The organism is Microvirga sp. 2MCAF35, assembly GCF_052115545.1.
Taxonomy (GTDB): domain Bacteria; phylum Pseudomonadota; class Alphaproteobacteria; order Rhizobiales; family Beijerinckiaceae; genus Microvirga.
Map to the genome: position 1 here is coordinate 22088 of NZ_JBFRGW010000041.1, position 15321 is coordinate 37408.

At 63.4% G+C, this 15321-nt stretch carries 11 protein-coding genes; 7 read left to right on the forward strand and 4 right to left on the reverse strand.

Going from position 1 to position 15321, the window contains the following annotated elements:
• Nucleotides 1-96: 96 nt before the first annotated feature.
• From osmF to aceA, 3 genes are all read right to left on the reverse strand, one after another.
• Nucleotides 97-1011 carry a glycine betaine ABC transporter substrate-binding protein OsmF gene (osmF, locus tag AB4097_RS17750; RefSeq protein WP_442041955.1) on the reverse strand — a complete coding sequence of 305 codons (915 nt, stop codon included), beginning with the start codon at nt 1009-1011 and terminating at the stop codon, nt 97-99.
• Between the two features lie 345 nt (nt 1012-1356).
• Complete coding sequence (locus tag AB4097_RS17755; RefSeq protein ID WP_442041957.1) at nt 1357-1566, reverse strand: DUF4170 domain-containing protein; 210 nt, start codon at nt 1564-1566, stop codon at nt 1357-1359.
• Nucleotides 1567-1604: 38 nt separating this feature from the next.
• Nucleotides 1605-2924, reverse strand: a complete 1320-nt coding sequence (gene aceA, locus AB4097_RS17760) for an isocitrate lyase (RefSeq protein ID WP_442041959.1) — start codon at nt 2922-2924, stop codon at nt 1605-1607.
• A gap of 187 nt (nt 2925-3111) precedes the next feature.
• Between aceA and AB4097_RS17765 the strand changes: the two genes are divergently transcribed.
• The gene (locus AB4097_RS17765) at nt 3112-4545 is read left to right on the forward strand and encodes a helix-turn-helix domain-containing protein (RefSeq protein WP_442041961.1); all 1434 of its coding nucleotides are present in this window, start codon (nt 3112-3114) and stop codon (nt 4543-4545) included.
• A 3-nt stretch (nt 4546-4548) separates the two neighbouring features.
• Here the strand turns inward: AB4097_RS17765 and AB4097_RS17770 are convergent, their stop codons facing one another.
• Nucleotides 4549-5289, reverse strand: coding sequence for a glutamine amidotransferase (locus tag AB4097_RS17770; RefSeq protein ID WP_442041963.1), 741 nt, complete (start codon nt 5287-5289; stop codon nt 4549-4551).
• A 355-nt stretch (nt 5290-5644) separates the two neighbouring features.
• Between AB4097_RS17770 and AB4097_RS17775 the strand changes: the two genes are divergently transcribed.
• The 6 genes from AB4097_RS17775 to AB4097_RS17800 form a co-directional block, all read left to right on the forward strand.
• Complete coding sequence (locus tag AB4097_RS17775; RefSeq protein WP_442041965.1) at nt 5645-6034, forward strand: response regulator; 390 nt, start codon at nt 5645-5647, stop codon at nt 6032-6034.
• Nucleotides 6035-6207: 173 nt separating this feature from the next.
• Nucleotides 6208-9846 (forward strand): FecR domain-containing protein, encoded by a 3639-nt coding sequence (locus AB4097_RS17780; protein WP_442041967.1) that lies wholly within the window; start codon nt 6208-6210, stop codon nt 9844-9846.
• 64 nt (nt 9847-9910) lie between these two features.
• Nucleotides 9911-11824: a CHASE2 domain-containing protein gene (locus AB4097_RS17785; RefSeq protein ID WP_442041969.1), complete on the forward strand. Its 1914-nt coding sequence runs from the start codon at nt 9911-9913 to the stop codon at nt 11822-11824.
• A gap of 187 nt (nt 11825-12011) precedes the next feature.
• Nucleotides 12012-12899, forward strand: coding sequence for a cation diffusion facilitator family transporter (locus AB4097_RS17790; protein ID WP_442041971.1), 888 nt, complete (start codon nt 12012-12014; stop codon nt 12897-12899).
• 216 nt (nt 12900-13115) lie between these two features.
• Nucleotides 13116-14159, forward strand: a complete 1044-nt coding sequence (gene trpS / locus AB4097_RS17795) for a tryptophan--tRNA ligase (protein WP_442041973.1) — start codon at nt 13116-13118, stop codon at nt 14157-14159.
• A 343-nt stretch (nt 14160-14502) separates the two neighbouring features.
• The coding region (locus AB4097_RS17800) for a HAMP domain-containing protein (protein WP_442041975.1) at nt 14503-15321 on the forward strand (819 nt) is incomplete at its 3' end.

Sequence of the window (15321 nt, forward strand, 5' to 3'; positions counted from 1 at the left end):
AGTGCCTGCTGGATGATCCTTCGAGACGCCTGCTGCGCAGGCTCCTCAGGATGAGGTCGGAGGTTGATGAGCCGTCTCCGAAACCAGAGCCTCAGATCACTTCAGGAAACCCTTGGACTTCAGGTAATCCGTCGCCACCGCCTTCGCCGGCTCGCCGCCGACCTGGACGCGGGCGTTCAGCCCCTGGAGCGTGGTGAGGTCGAGGGATGCGAAGACGGGCTTCAGGATCTCGGCGATCTTCGGGTTCTCCTTCAGGACGGCCTCGCGGATGATCGGCGCCGGGGCATAGACCGGCTGCACGTTCTTGTCGTCCGCCAGCACCGTGAGGCCCGACGGGGCGATGCCGCCATCGGTGCCGTAGACCATGGCCGCGTTGGCCCCGTTGGTCTGCTCGGCTGCCGCCTTGATGGTCGCCGCCGTGTCGCCGCCGGAAAGCACGATGAGCTGGTCCGGCTTCATCTTGAAGTCATAGGTCTTCTGGAAGGCCGGTAGGGCCGCCTCCGAATTCACGAACTCGGCGGAGGCCGCCAGCACCACCTTGCCGCCCTTCGTCACCCACTGGCCGAATTCGGACAGGGTCTTGAGCTTGTTGGAATCGGCCACGTCCTTGCGCAGCGCGATGGCCCAGGTGTTGTTGGCCGGCGACGGATCGAGCCAGACGATCTTGTTGGCGTCGTAATCGAGCTTCTTGGCCGTCTCGAAGCCCTTGGCCGCGTCCTTCCAGACGGGATCGTCCGCCTTGTTGAAGAAGAAGCCCGCATTGCCGGTATATTCGGGATAGATGTCGATCTCGCCCGCCGTGATCGCCTTGCGCACCACCGGGGTCGCCCCGAGCTGGATCCGGTCCTGGGTCTTGATGCCGTTGGCCTCGAGGGTCAGCAGGATGATGTTGCCCAGAACCGAGCCTTCCGTGTCGATCTTCGACGAGACGACCACGTCGGCCCTGGCGGCACCCGCCCCGGCGAGGGCCAGCGCAGCGGCAAAGGTGAGCGATGTGAGGACGGTCTTCATGCGAAACCCCTTGAGAAACCTTGCCCGGCTGTTTTTAGGACAGTCGGGCCGTTTAGGCAGGGGGGAGGCTCATGAAGAATGTGGGCGGAGGTTAAAAACTTCGTGTGGCGGCAAAAGATCCCCGCTGGAGAAAGACTCGTCGCGGGAGGTCTTCTTTGCGGATCGGGATGAAGAGGTATCGGAAAGAGAGGGCACAGTGCCGGATGAATATTCGGCAAAGCTCGCCCTTTCACGTCATCACCGGCCTTGTGCCGGTGATCCCGATTGATTGAAGCGCGGCGCTTTCCGTATCGGGATGGCCGGCACAAGGCCGGCCATGACGTGGGAGGGTTTGCCTGTCGCCCCTCATGCGCTCAGGGTCGTCGGAGGCTCCTGGGCGATGGTGAAGCGGACCTGGGCCTGGGGACGATGGTCCTCGGACAGGGTGCGCCAGGTGCGCTCGGCCTCGGTGCGGCTGTCGAAGGGACCGACGACCCGCTCGGTGCCCCGGACGATGGTTTCGCAGTCGCAGGAGGTGTACTCGCCGCCGACCACCCAGAAACGTGACTTCATCATGACGATCTCCATTGGTGCAAAGGGTTCGAGGTGTCGAATCATTCGGCCGCCTGGAGCTTGGCCGAAGTCTGGAACTGCGCGGTCTCGGTGGATTCCGCCATGGCGGTCGTCGACGACTTGCCGCCGGTGATGACCACCGAAACCTGATCGAAATAGCCGGTACCGACTTCGCGCTGATGGCGGGTGGCCGTATAGCCGTCGGTCTCGGCGGCGAATTCCCGAACCTGCAGCTCGGAATAGGCGCCCATGCCGCGCTCCCGGTAGCCGCTCGCCAGATCGAACATGCCGTAATTCAGCTGGTGGAAGCCGGCGAGCGTCACGAACTGGAACTTGTAGCCCATGGCGCCGAGCTCGCGCTGGAACTTCGCGATGGTGGCATCGTCCAGCTTCTTCTTCCAGTTGAAGGAAGGCGAACAGTTATAGGCCAGGAGTTTGCCAGGATAGCGCTTGTGGACGGCTTCCGCGAACTTGCGCGCGTCGTCGAGATCAGGATGCGAGGTCTCCCACCACAGGAGGTCGGCAAGCTCCGCGTAAGCGAGGCCCCGGGCGATGCAATGGTCGAGGCCGGTGCCGTCCTTCAGGCGATAAAAACCTTCCGGCGTGCGGCTGTCGGGTTCGATGAAGGGCCGGTCGCGCTCGTCCACGTCCGAGGTGATGAGCTTGGCCGATTCCGCGTCGGTGCGCGCCATGATCAGGGTCGAGGTGCCCATCACGTCGGCGGCGAGCCGCGCGGCGATGAGGTTGCGCTCATGGGCGGCGGTCGGGATCAGCACCTTGCCGCCGAGATGGCCGCATTTCTTCTCCGAGGCGAGCTGGTCCTCGAAATGCACGCCCGCAGCGCCGGCCTCGATATAGGCCTTCATGATCTCGAAGGTGTTGAGCGGCCCGCCGAAGCCGGCTTCCGCATCCGCCACGATGGGCAGGAACCAGTCGCGCTTCGCGCCGCCTTCCGCGTGCTCGATCTGATCGGCGCGCTGGAAGGTGCGGTTGATGCGCCGGCACAGCTCGGGGCCGGAATTGGCCGGATAGAGCGACTGGTCGGGATACATGGCCCCGGCTACGTTCGAATCCGCCGCCACCTGCCAGCCGGAGAGATAGATTGCCTCGAGCCCGGCGCGGGCCATCTGCATGGCCTGGTTGCCGGTCATGGCGCCGAGCGAATGGACGTAGGGACGCTCGTGCAGGAGCTGCCACAGGCGCTGGGCCCCGCGCTCGGCCAGCGTGTAGGCGATGGGGAAGGATCCGCGCAGCCGGGCCACGTCCTCGGCCGAATAGGGCCTGCGGATACCGTCGAAGCGCCCCTCGGGAACGGCGGGGATCAGGTCCGGCAGGGAACCCGGGTTCGGCTGGCTGGTCATGGCGATCCTTTCTTTTACATTCCTTGACAAAACTTTCCTGCGGGCCAGAATTGTTGCAGAGCAGCAGGACGTCTTGCTTTCATAATCCGCCAAGAAGCATTTGTTTCAATGATGGATTTTAAAAGAAAAGTCGTCCTGTAAAGCTTTGACTCGGCTAGTCGTGTAAACTTGTAAAAAGATTTACAATATGGATGAGAGCAGAAAGCTTTTCGTGGGCCCCCGCCTCAAGCGGCTGCGGCGCGAGCTCAACATGAGCCAGTCCCGCATGGCGGAGGAGCTCGGGCTCTCCCCGAGCTACCTCAACCTGATGGAGCGCAACCAGCGCCCGATCACCGCCCAGGTGCTGATCCGCCTCGCCCACGCCTACCAGCTCGATCCGCGCGAATTCGCCAACGACGACCACGAGCGCACCGTCTCGGAACTGGAGGAGGTCTTCGCCGACCCGCTGTTCCGCTCCACTCCGGTGGCCCGGCTCGAACTGCGCGAGACCGTGGAGAGCGCCCCCTCGCTTGTCGATGCCATCAACCGGCTCTACCGGGCCTATCAGGCCATGCGCGGAGCCCGCGAGGCGGTGACCCCGAGCCTCAGCGACCGGGACCGGGCCGAGGATGCGCCTCAGGTCAACCCGGTCGACCGGGTCAGGGAGCTGATCCACGAAGCCAAGAACCATTTCGCCGAGCTGGACGAGGCCGCCGAAGCCCTGGCGTCGGACCTCGCCCTGACCGGCCACGAGCCCTTCTTCGCCATCGCCGAACGGCTGCATGCGAAGCACGGGATCCGGGTGCGCGTGATGCCCGTCGACGTGATGCCGGATACCTTACGCCGCTACGACCATCACCGGCGCCAGCTCCTGATATCCGAACTTGTCGATCCCTCTGGAAGGACCTTTCAGGCCGCCTACCAACTGGCCTTCGCCGAGATGCGCGAGACCATCGATACCCTCGCGGCCCGCCTCGAGCCCACGGACGGGCCCGCCCGGCGGCTGCTGCGCGTCTCCTTCGGCAATTACTTCGCCGGCGCCCTCATGATGCCCTACGGCCGGTTCCACGCGGCCGCCGAGGCGCTCGGCTACGACGTGGAGGTGCTGGGCGCCCGCTTCGGCGCGAGCTTCGAGCAGGTGGCGCACCGGCTCACGACCCTGGCGCGACCCGGCGCACGGGGCATCCCGTTCTTCCTGGTGCGAGTGGATTCCGCCGGCAATGTTTCAAAGCGCTTTTCCTCGGGCCGCTTCCCGTTCTCGCAATTCGGCGGCACATGCCCGCTCTGGAACCTGCACTCCACCTTCCGGACACCGGGACAGGTGGCCACGCAGGTGATCGAGCTGCCGGATTCCTCGCGCTGGTTCTCCATCGCCCGGACGGTGAAGCGCGCCTTCAACCCCTGGAAAGCGCCCGATCCGCAATTCGTGGTGGGCCTCGGCTGCGAGCTGAAATACGCCCATCGCCTCGTCTATGCGCGGGGCCATGATCTGGCGGCGTCGGAGGCCACGCCCATCGGCATCAATTGCCGCCTGTGCGAGCGCGTCGCCTGCCCGCAGCGCGCCGCCCCTCCCCTCATGCATGCGCTGATCGTCGACGAGATGAAGCGCGGCGTCTCGCCCTTCGAGTTCGACGCGATCTGATCTTCAGGCCCGCAGGCGCTTCGGCATTGGATCATCGAGCCAATGGTCGAGGAACCGGTCGAGCCAGCGGGAGACATGGGGATCGTGCTGGAAGCGCCCGGCGAACTGGCGGACCCGGTCCTGCGCGCCCGGCATTTTCAGCCGCTCCTCGGCCACGACCGTCCAGCGGCACATCATTGCGTGAGTAACCTCCGGATGAAACTGGAGACCGAAGGCCTTCTCGCCGACCCGGATAGCCTGGGTTGGAAAATCGTCGCCCGTCGCCAGGGTCTCGGCCCCTGAGGGACAATCGAAGCCCTCCCGGTGCCAGTGATAGACATGGCTCGGCCAGGGCACGCCCCAATCCTCGCTCAGGGTTTCGCCGGCCGCCGTCGGCAGCAAGGGGTAATAGCCGATCTCGGCCCGACCCTCGGGATGGGCCCAGACGCGGCCGCCGAGCTGCTTCGCCATCATCTGCGCACCGAGGCAGAGACCGAGATAGGGCTTGTTTTCCTTGAGCGGCACCTCGATCCAGTCGATCTCCGCCTTGACGAAATCGTCCGGGTCATTGGCGCTCATCGGGCCGCCGAAGATCACGGCGCCCGAGTGCTGGGCGAGCGTCCCGGGCAGCGGGTCGCCGAAGCGGGGACGGCGGATGTCGAGGCGATAGCCGCGCTCCATAAGCAGGCGCCCGACCCGGCCGGGCGTCGAGTGCTCCTGGTGCAGAACGATGAGAACGGGTGCTTTGGGGCGTCGCCTAGGCATGGTGTTGATCCCATGCGGAGGCGTTCATGACGATACGGTAGCGATCACGCGAGAACATCAGTCGATTATTCGGGATAAGATGCCTTTTCCGCAAGGGGCCATTGCTGACCCGCGTCGTCGCAATCCTCCGACCGATTGATGGATGCGTGAGGCCTAGGCAAAGGCGAGGAGTCGCCCTAAGATTAGTCTATAACGATATCATGGCTCATTTCGAGCCGTGCCCGGTTTTTGCACGGATACGCAAAAGTGATAGAAGCACCTGATTCCAGGCTTGAAGTCCGGAAGATCCAGCGCATCTTGTTCCGTGCTTTGCTGAGCGATCCGCCAGCGTCCCAGCGTGAAAGAAAGTGAACCCGTGACCGACAGCGTAACGAGCAACGGCGATCTCAACGGCCTGCGTATTCTCGTCGTCGAGGATGAAGCCGCGATCTCCCTGCTCCTGGAAGATATGCTTCTCGATTTCGGCTGCGAGGTGATCGGCCCGGCGGCCCGCTTGTCGGCAGCCCTCGACGCGGTGGCGCGCGAACAGGTCGATCTGGCCATTCTCGACGTGAACGTCGCCGGCGAGCCGATCTATCCGGTGGCCGAGGCCCTGGCCCAGCGTTCGATCCCCTTCGTCTTCTCGACCGGCTACGGCAGCGCGGGCATCCGCGATGCCTTCCGGGACCGCCCGGTCCTGCAGAAGCCCTTCGCCCAGCACGATCTGAAGCAGAAACTGCTGATCGCCTGCGGAAAGACGGCTTGAACCCGCCTCCCATCGTCGTTTTGGCGTCTGAATCTGTGGCTTGAAAGCCGCAGCCGTTCACCCTGTGCTTTAAAACACATCATCCATGATGTGAATCGGCTTTGTTCCCGGGGACTTCCTGCTAAGCTCCAGTAACGTTAGAGCAGGTAACCCTTCGTTCGAGCCGGTCTTCCATGTCTTTCCGATCCGTCAGGCTTCTGGCCGCCACAAGCGTCCTGGCGCTTTCCTTTGCCGCCGCGCAGGCTCAAGCTCCCGTGCCGCGCCAGGCCCCCGCGGCGGGCGCCATCGTGGCGGCCAAGGGCGGCGAGGAGATGCGCTTCGTGCGCGAGGATCTCTGGCGCGCCGCCCAGCTGCAGCAGAGCCTTGTCGGCGGCGACACCCTGCGCACCAACGCCATCGGCAATCTGGCGATCCTGTTCAACGACCAGACCCAAATCCGCGTCGGGCGTAACTCGACCCTGACCGTCAACGACGTGGCGAGCGGACCGGCCGATGCGACCCAGCTCAGCCTCCAGGCCGGCAACATCTGGGCACGCGCCGCCCGTGGCGGTTCGGGCGTCGACGTCAAGACTCCGGCCGCAGTCGCGGCCATTCGCGGCACCGACTGGTCCTTGGCGGTGGACGGCGCCGGCAAGACCTCCCTCGTGGTGCTCGAAGGCGTCGTCGAGCTCAAGAACCCGCAAGGTGCTGTAACGGTTCGCCAGGGCGAAGGAGCCGTGGCGGCGGTCGGTCAGGCGCCGACGAAATTCGTTCTCGTCAGCCCGAACGACCGCGAGCAGATGCTGTTCTACATGTCGATGCGCGAGGTGTTCATCAACCTGCCGACGACAACGCTGGACAGCAAACAATTCGAGGCCGAAAAATCCAGAATCGAGGCCCTGCCGTCCGCGAACCGCACGACGGAAGACTGGCTCACCCTCGCCGAGAGCCTCATGAATGCCGGCAACCGGCGCGGGGCGGCAGCCCCTCTCGCAGAAGCCCGCAACCGGCCGATGACAAGGGCACAGCGGGCCCGCGCCGATTATCTCGAAGCCCTCATGGCCGGCGCGGACCGCCGCTGGCAGGATGCGATCAGGCTGTTCGAGCGCGCGAAGCCGGGCCTCGATTCCCGGCGGCGCGGCTGGGCCGAGTACGGCCGCTATGCGGCCGCTTCCCTGGCGGATCCGAAGCGGGTGCAGCCCGTCCCGAAGGTGCCGGTCAGGGATCCCAGGACGGCGGAAATCAACGCCTACCTCACCGGTTTCCGCCAGGACCTCAAAGCCGCCGCTGCCGAGGCGGCGGCATCCGAGAAACTGTTTCCGAACGACGCCGGGCTGGCCGTTCTCTCGGCATCCCTCGCGCAGGACCTCGACCATCGCGAGGACATGTACGCGGCCTATGAACGCGCCAAGGCCATCGATTCCACGGATCCGGACGTGGTGACCTTCGGGGCCACGATCAAAGCCGATTATGCCCGCGATATCGATGGAGCGCTGGCCGATCTCTACAGCGTCGTGAAGACCGATCCGAACTTCTCGCTCCTCAACCAGATCGGTTTGCTCGAACAGAGCCGTGGCGCCTTCATCGAGGCCGAAGACGCCTTCAGGCATGCCATCGAGATGGAGCCGCAGAACCCGATTCCCTATGTCAACCTGGCCATCCTTCTCCTCGATCAGAGCCGGGTGGAAGAAGCAGGCGTCCTCATCGACAAGGCGCTGACGCTCGATCCGCCCACGGCCTACTCGGCCCGGGGCCGCTATCTCCTGCAGAAGGGCAAGATGGCTCAGGCCATCGAATCCCTGCTGGCCGGGTCCGCCGTCAATCCGGCCCGCTCGAACGATCAGCTCATCCTGGCCGACGCCTATTTCCAGAACGGCGATTACGAACTCGCCTGGCAGACGCTCGACAATGCCGACCGGCTCGATCCCAGGGCCCCGATCGTGCCCATCCTGCGCACGGCCTTCGCGCTCGATCTCTACATGGCCGACGAGGCGATCCTCGCCGCGCGCGAGGCCCTGCGGCGCTACCGGGACCGTGGCGGAGATTATGCGGGCCTTTCGGTCACCAAGCAGACCGGCTCCTATCCGGTGGAAGCCTACCGCTTCATCAACCTGCACGACTGGGCCCGCTTCTATGCCGACCGGACCTTCGATCCGTTCGAGGCACAAGGCTATTTCGACCAGGCGATCGCCAGCAGGCCGGGCCTGTTTACGACCGAGCCGACCCTCGATGCCGCCGAAGGAACGGACCTCAACAGCGCGGCCCTGAACCTCTCCATTCAGGGATTGCTCCTCGATCCCTTGGCCGTTTCCGGCCGCATCGGGCGCTTCGATCCCATCCGCCGGCCGTTCCTCGATACAGAAATCGGAGGCGGCCCCGTGGTGCGCGGCGGCAAGGTCGGCTGGGACGCGGGCGTGCTGGTCAACGGCTTCTCCAACGACCCGGTGCCGACGAGCTTCAGCCTGTCCGCCAATGCCGGTGAGGCCAAGGGCGACCTGACGGCCGACAATGAGAGAGCGAAAGGCATCACGCTCAGCATCGGCTCGGCACCGAGTGCAGCCGACCGGTTCATGTTCATGGGTTGGGCCACCGACGGCAGGCCGGGCCTGACGGATGTCGATCGAGTGGACCGCACCGAACATATCGAGCGGGACGAGACGACCCTTTTCGGCGTGGCCGGCTGGAGCCACACCTTCGGCTACCGGAATGTCCTCTCGACCGCCATCTTCGCAACCCGTAACGATACGCTCGATCGTGGGGATCAGTGGGACTACAGCACCTTCCCGACCCTCCATACCCTTTGGCAGGAGAAGCAACGCGTCGATGGCGTCGTCGGAGCGGTGAGCCACGCCATTGGGATCGGCGACTTCAACCTGCGCTATGGCCTGGAGGCTCAGGCAGGTCAGGTGCGATACAACGGCGTCAGCAGGAGTTACCAATACTGGTTCTCGGGACCGGAGGATTATCTCCAGGACGCGACGGCCTTGGACAGTCCCTTCCGCGGCGGCCGGGCCTATGCGGACCTTTCGTGGCGCCCGAATGATCGGTTCGAGGCTCAGGCCGGCGTCCATCGCACCTTCCTCGACGTGAAGGATACCGATCCCGACGTCTGGGTCTCGCCCCGTTTCGGCATCGGCGTGTCGCCGCTGGAAGGGCAATGGCTGCGTGCGGCCTATATCGAGAACGCCGATACCTACCTGAGCTACTCGCTTGCCCCTATGACCACGGTCGGGCTAATTCCGAACGACACGCCCGCGGCTGGACCGACGAAGAGCCTTGTTCTGCGCTGGGATGCGGAATGGACCCCGCATGTCTTCACGGCGCTGGAATACCAGCGCCAAACGCTGAACGACCTCAACGTTCCGAGAATCAACACGCTGACGAGCTTCGAGGACATCGAAAAGGCGCGCGCCGAGTGGCTCGCCGCCACGGTCAATATTTGGCTCGGTCACGGCATCGGCGTGTTCGGCACCGTCGGCGGAGCGACCTCGAAAATCCTGGCGACGGCGGAAGACCGCAACGGCCAGGGCGTGGGAGAGCCGGTCCCCTATGTTCCGGAGCGCTTCGCGCGCTTCGGAATGACCTTCGTCCATCCGAGCCGCCTGCGGTTCACCCTGACCCAGAATTTCATCGGCGAGCGGTCCGGTTCCTATGACAACGACCGGCTGGAATCCTACTGGACGACCGACGCTGCGATCAGCTGGGAGACGCCGGACCGGCGCTTCCAGTTCGGCGTGACGGCGCTCAACCTGTTCGACCAGCGTTACGATTTCGGCTTCGACATTCCGGCTCCCGGCCGCACGGTCGCGGCCTCCGTCAAGGCTCGGTTCTAGGGTGAGCGGCCCGGGGCCGGCATCGGACCATCACGGCAGAGGATCTCTCTGGCGCCATTTCATCATGGCGGGGCTCATCGCGGCCCTGCTGATGCCTGTCCTCTATTTCCCCCCGATCCATCTCATCGAGGCGCGACTCTACGATATCCTCTCGGTCGTCTCGCCACCTCTGCCGGCACGGCCGGGTGCCGTGATCGTGGCCATCGACGAGCCGTCCATCGGCGAGATCGGCCAACGCTGGCCCTGGTCCCGGGAGCTTCACGCCAAACTGGTCGAGAGCCTGCGCGCGGCGGGCGCGAAGGTGATCGCCTTCGATATCATCTTCGCCGACCCCACCACGGAGGAGGCCGATACGGCTTTCGCGAAGGTGCTCGGTCCGGACGTGGTGCTCGCCACCGACGACGTGACAACGCTCCTGCCTCAAGGGATCCAGACGACCCGTGTCAGCCCGCTCGATCCTTTCCTCGATGCCGGCGCGGCAACAGGCGTGGCATCCGTGGATCTCGACGGTGATGCCTATCTGCGACGCATGCCTCAGGCCCCAGACAGTCTGAGTGCCGAAGCGCTGCGCCTGAAGGGCGAACCGCAGGCGGTCGCTCCTGACGGCGCACTGATCCAATTCTTCGGACCGGCCCGCTCCTACCCGACAGCCTCCTATTACCAGGCTCTCGATCCGACGCATTTTCTGCCGCCCGGCTTCTTCAAGGACCAGGTCGTTCTGGTGGGTTTGAGCCTGAAGCAGGCGACCTCCGCCGATATCGGCGCGCCCGATACTTTCCCGACGCCCTTTACGTTGACCGAGGGAACCCTCACGGCCGGCGTGGAGGTCCAGGCCACGATCCTCGACAATCTCCGCCATAATCTCTACGTGCTGCCCGTGCCTCGGCTCGTCATGGCGCTTCTGGTCATCGCCGGGGCTCTGCTGGCCGCCGCATTCTGCACGCGCGGCATCTCCTGGCGAACCGGGCTCGCGGCAGCCTTCCTGCTCGCCTTCTTCATCGTCGGATCCTGGGCCGTGCTCCGCTTCGGCCGGGTCTGGATGCCGCCCGCCATGCCGGCGGCGGCGGCGCTGGCGGTGTTCGGCGCGCGTTTCGGGCTCGATTATGCCCGCGAACGTCACCTACGCCGCACCGTGTCGGAGGCCTTTTCGCGCTATCTCTCGCCGGACCTCGTGGCGCAGCTCGCGCGGGATCCGAGTGCCCTGAAGCTCGGAGGCGAGCGCCGCAATCTTTCGATCCTGTTCTGCGACGTGCGCGGCTTCACGACCCTGTCGGAGAAGCTGAAGGATGAGCCGGAGCGCCTCACCACCCTCATCAACCGCCTGCTTGATCCACTGTCCGCCGCCGTGCTCGCGGAAGGCGGCACCATCGACAAATATATCGGCGATTGCGTCATGGCGTTCTGGAACGCCCCGCTGCCGAGCCCGGACCATCCGCTGCGCGCCGCACGCGCCGCCATGGGCATGCTGGACGCGGTCACAGCCCTGAATGCCGAGCTGCGACGGGAACAAGGCGAGGATGCGCCCTCCTTCGCCATCGGGGTCGGCATCAACACCGGCGACTGCGTGGTCGGCAATGTAGGCTCGCGCTGGCGCTACGATTACTCGGTCCTTGGCGATACGGTGAACCTCGCGTCGCGTCTAGAGAGCCTGTCGAAGGAATACGGCGTCTCCATCGTCCTCGGTCCCGCGACGGCAAAAGCGCTGCAGGACCATTTCGTGCTGATCGAGCTCGACCGCATTGCCGTGAAAGGGCGTGCCGAGAAGACTGCCATCTTCACCATCGTTGCGCCCGCCTCGCAGCGTCAGGACCCGGCGCTGGCGGAGCTGATGAAGGTGCATCCCACGCTGCTCGACAGCATCCGTGCCGGTCGTCGGGTGGAGGCTCTCGAACTCGTCCGGCGCTGCCAGGCCCTCGCTCCGACCTTATCGAACTATTACGAGAAGGTTCTGCTCAAGGCGACGGCCCTCCCGGAATGATCGGCCCGCAGCGGCCGTTATGCGCCTCTTCTCTTAGCCAATCTCAGGCTCGCCTTGCACAGGAAATGCTTTTCCCTGACATGATTTTGCGAACGAATTGCAAGTAAAAACAAGATCTTGCGCATTGAGAAACACCGTCTATAAGGTCGCCTCGTTTCCCGCAGCACTCTTGATTACGCATCGCGCCATGGACAAGATTCAGAAACTTGCCCTCGGCAGCATATTCGTCGGAACGGTTGTTCTCGTCCTGAAATATGCTGCCTATTACATCACGGGCAGCATTGCGCTCTATTCGGATGCGCTTGAGAGCGTCATCAACGTGGTGACGGCGGTCGCGGCCTTCATGGCGGTGCGCCTGAGCGCAGCGCCGGCGGATGCGAACCATCCTTACGGGCATCACAAGGTGGAATATTTTTCCGCCGTTCTCGAAGGCGTGCTGATCATCGTCGCGGCGCTGGCCATCCTGCGGGAGGCTTATTACGGTTTCCTGTCGCCGAAGATGATCGATGCGCCCATGGAGGGTCTTGCGATCAACGCGATCGCCAGTGTCATCAATGCCTTCTGGTCCTGGCTGCTGATCAACCGTGGACGTCGCATGCGCTCGCCCGCCCTGGTGGCCGATGGACGCCATCTCTTCACGGATGTGGTGACCTCGGCGGGCGTTCTGATCGGCCTCCTGCTCGTGCCCTTCACAGGATGGCACTGGCTCGATTCCGTCCTCGCCGCCCTGGTGGCCGTCAACATTCTCTGGTCCGGCTGGGGCCTGATGAAGGAAAGCATCGGCGGCCTCATGGACGAGGCCCTTCCCGAGGCGACCCTGAGCCGCGTTCGCGAGATCATCGCCATCAATGCTCAGGGCGCCATCGAAGCGCACGACCTGCGCACGCGGCATGCGGGCCGGATGACCTTCATCGATTTCCATCTCGTGGTACCGGGCCACATGAGCGTGACCGACGCCCATGACATCTGCGACCGCCTGGAGCGCGCCCTCAAGGACGACGTGAAGGATTCGCTCATCACGATCCATGTGGAGCCCGACAACAAAGCCAAGCACGCCGGCATCGTAGTTCTCTGAGATTTTCAGGCTTCTTGCGCGAGCGCCGTCCCCGTGGCATTCCTAAGTCCATGAACGGCTGTGCGACCCCAACCGCAATCCTTTGGTGGCGCTCCTGACAGGAGCGGCACGTCGTCATGTTTTTCGCAACGAACGTAGCCGCCGTGCACGGCAGGTATCGTTCGTTCTTTTCTGATCATGTCCTACGTCACGGCGGCTCTCATACGGAGAAGCCCCATGCCCATCGACATCGATCAGCGTCCCATCATCCTGACCGGAGACCGGACCACTGGTCCTCTTCATCTCGGCCATTATGCCGGATCCCTGAAGAATCGCATCGTCCTTCAGCATAGCCACAGGCAGTATCTGCTTCTGGCAGATGCGCAGGCGCTCACAGACAATGCGTCCGACCCCGCCAAGGTGCGTCGGAACGTGCTGGAGGTGGCGCTCGATTATCTGGCCGTCGGCATCGATCCGGACCGGACGACGATCTGCGTGCAATCGGGCCTGCCGGCGCTGGCCGAACTCACCTTGCTCTATCTGAACTTCGTGACCGTCGCGCGGCTCGAGCGCAACCCGACGATCAAGGACGAGATTCAGACGCGCGGCTTCGGGCGCGATATTCCCGCGGGCTTCCTGTGCTACCCGGCCGCACAAGCGGCGGACATCACCGGGTTCAAGGCGAATGTCGTGCCCGTGGGCGAGGATCAGGCTCCTCTGATCGAGCAGACCAACGAGATCGTGCGCCGTCTCAACCGGCAGATCGGCCGCGATGTGCTTCCCGAAGCCCAAGCCTTGATCCCATCCATCGGGCGGCTGCCCGGCGTCGACGGCAAGGCGAAGATGAGCAAGTCCCAGGGCAATGCCATTCCCCTGTCCGCCACGCCCGACGAGATCCGCGATGCGGTGCGGCGTATGTACACGGATCCTAATCACCTGCGCGCCTCCGATCCCGGCACGGTGGAAGGGAACGTCGTCTTCACCTACCTGGATGCTTTCGACGAGGATCGCGCAGCCGTCGAAGACCTGAAGGCACGGTATCGCCATGGTGGCCTCGGCGATTCCGTCGTCAAGCGCCGCCTGGAAGATATCCTTCAGAACCTTCTCGCGCCTATTCGGGAGCGCCGCACTGCCCTCGGGCGCGATCGCGGCTATGTTCTGGATCGGCTGCAGGCCGGCACCCTGGCAGCCCGGGAACGGACCCAAGCCACCTTGGACGAGCTCCGCGATGGCCTTGGGCTGTTCACCTTCGACGTAGCCAGATTTGAGATGCATCGTTAACATCAGAAGACAATGACGTCTTCAAGCCGTTATGCCCGCTCAACGTCAGTCCAGCGTTAGGTCTGGACTGAGGTTATTCTGCCAGGGCTACATTGATGCTACTTTAGTAGAAATTTATCCTGATTTTAGCGATTGCTTCCGAAGCTTATCGATTCACAATTTATCAATAAAACGTTAATATAATTTCGAAATACGTGAAGTTTTCTTAGATAAGCGAATGCGTCTAAGTAATTTCCCGTAATGCGATGCTCAACGCAGGAGGTTTATAAACAAGGAGCCTGTTGTCGGCACGTCGTGGGGGCGTGCGCCTCCTGCGGGGTTGTGGGCAGGTTGTCGAGGGACCATGCGTTTTCTGAATAATTTGAAATTGATCGTCAAACTGGCGATCCCGACAGCAATCTTCATCGCTATCACGATCGGCTTGATTGCCATTGCGAAAAACGGATTGGATACCCTCAGTGCGGACACAAAGAAACTGACAGATGTCGAAGCCGCACGCTTGATCACCATTCTGGACATCAACGCCGAAGTGAACGAGGCCAGCATTCAGGAAAAGAACCTGATCCTGTTGTCCTCAACGGAACAGGACCGGCTCAAGAGCGCGGAAGCCGTCTATCAGCAATACAAGAAGCTGACGCTGCAACATGCCGACGAGCTGATCGCCTTTTCCGACTCAGCGGAGCGTCGCGCCATCACCGAGAACATCAAGGCGACTCTCGTCAACTATTTCGCGCTTATGGACAAGAGCGTCGCCCACAGCATGCAGGATGACGATTTCTCCGCCCTTCAAATCTCCAACGGTGAAGGACGCAATCTTCGCATGAAGGTTCGTGACCTCCTGACGGAGCGCATCGCTGTCAACCAGAAAGCGCTCGACCGCGCATCTGACGCGTCGGAAGCCCTGGCATCCAGCACCTCCATGACACTCATCGTGTCATCGGTCATCGGTTTGAGCATTGCGATTGCACTGCTTGGCTCCATTGTCGTGATGGCCATTACGCGCCCGCTGAACCGCGTTTCCGGTTCCATGAACCAACTGGCGAACGGTGACCTGTCCGTGAACGTGACAGGTGTGGAGCGCAAGGACGAAGTGGGCGCGCTCGCCCGCTCGCTGCAGGTGTTCAAGGACAACGCCATCGAGGCCCGCCATCTCGCGGCCGCG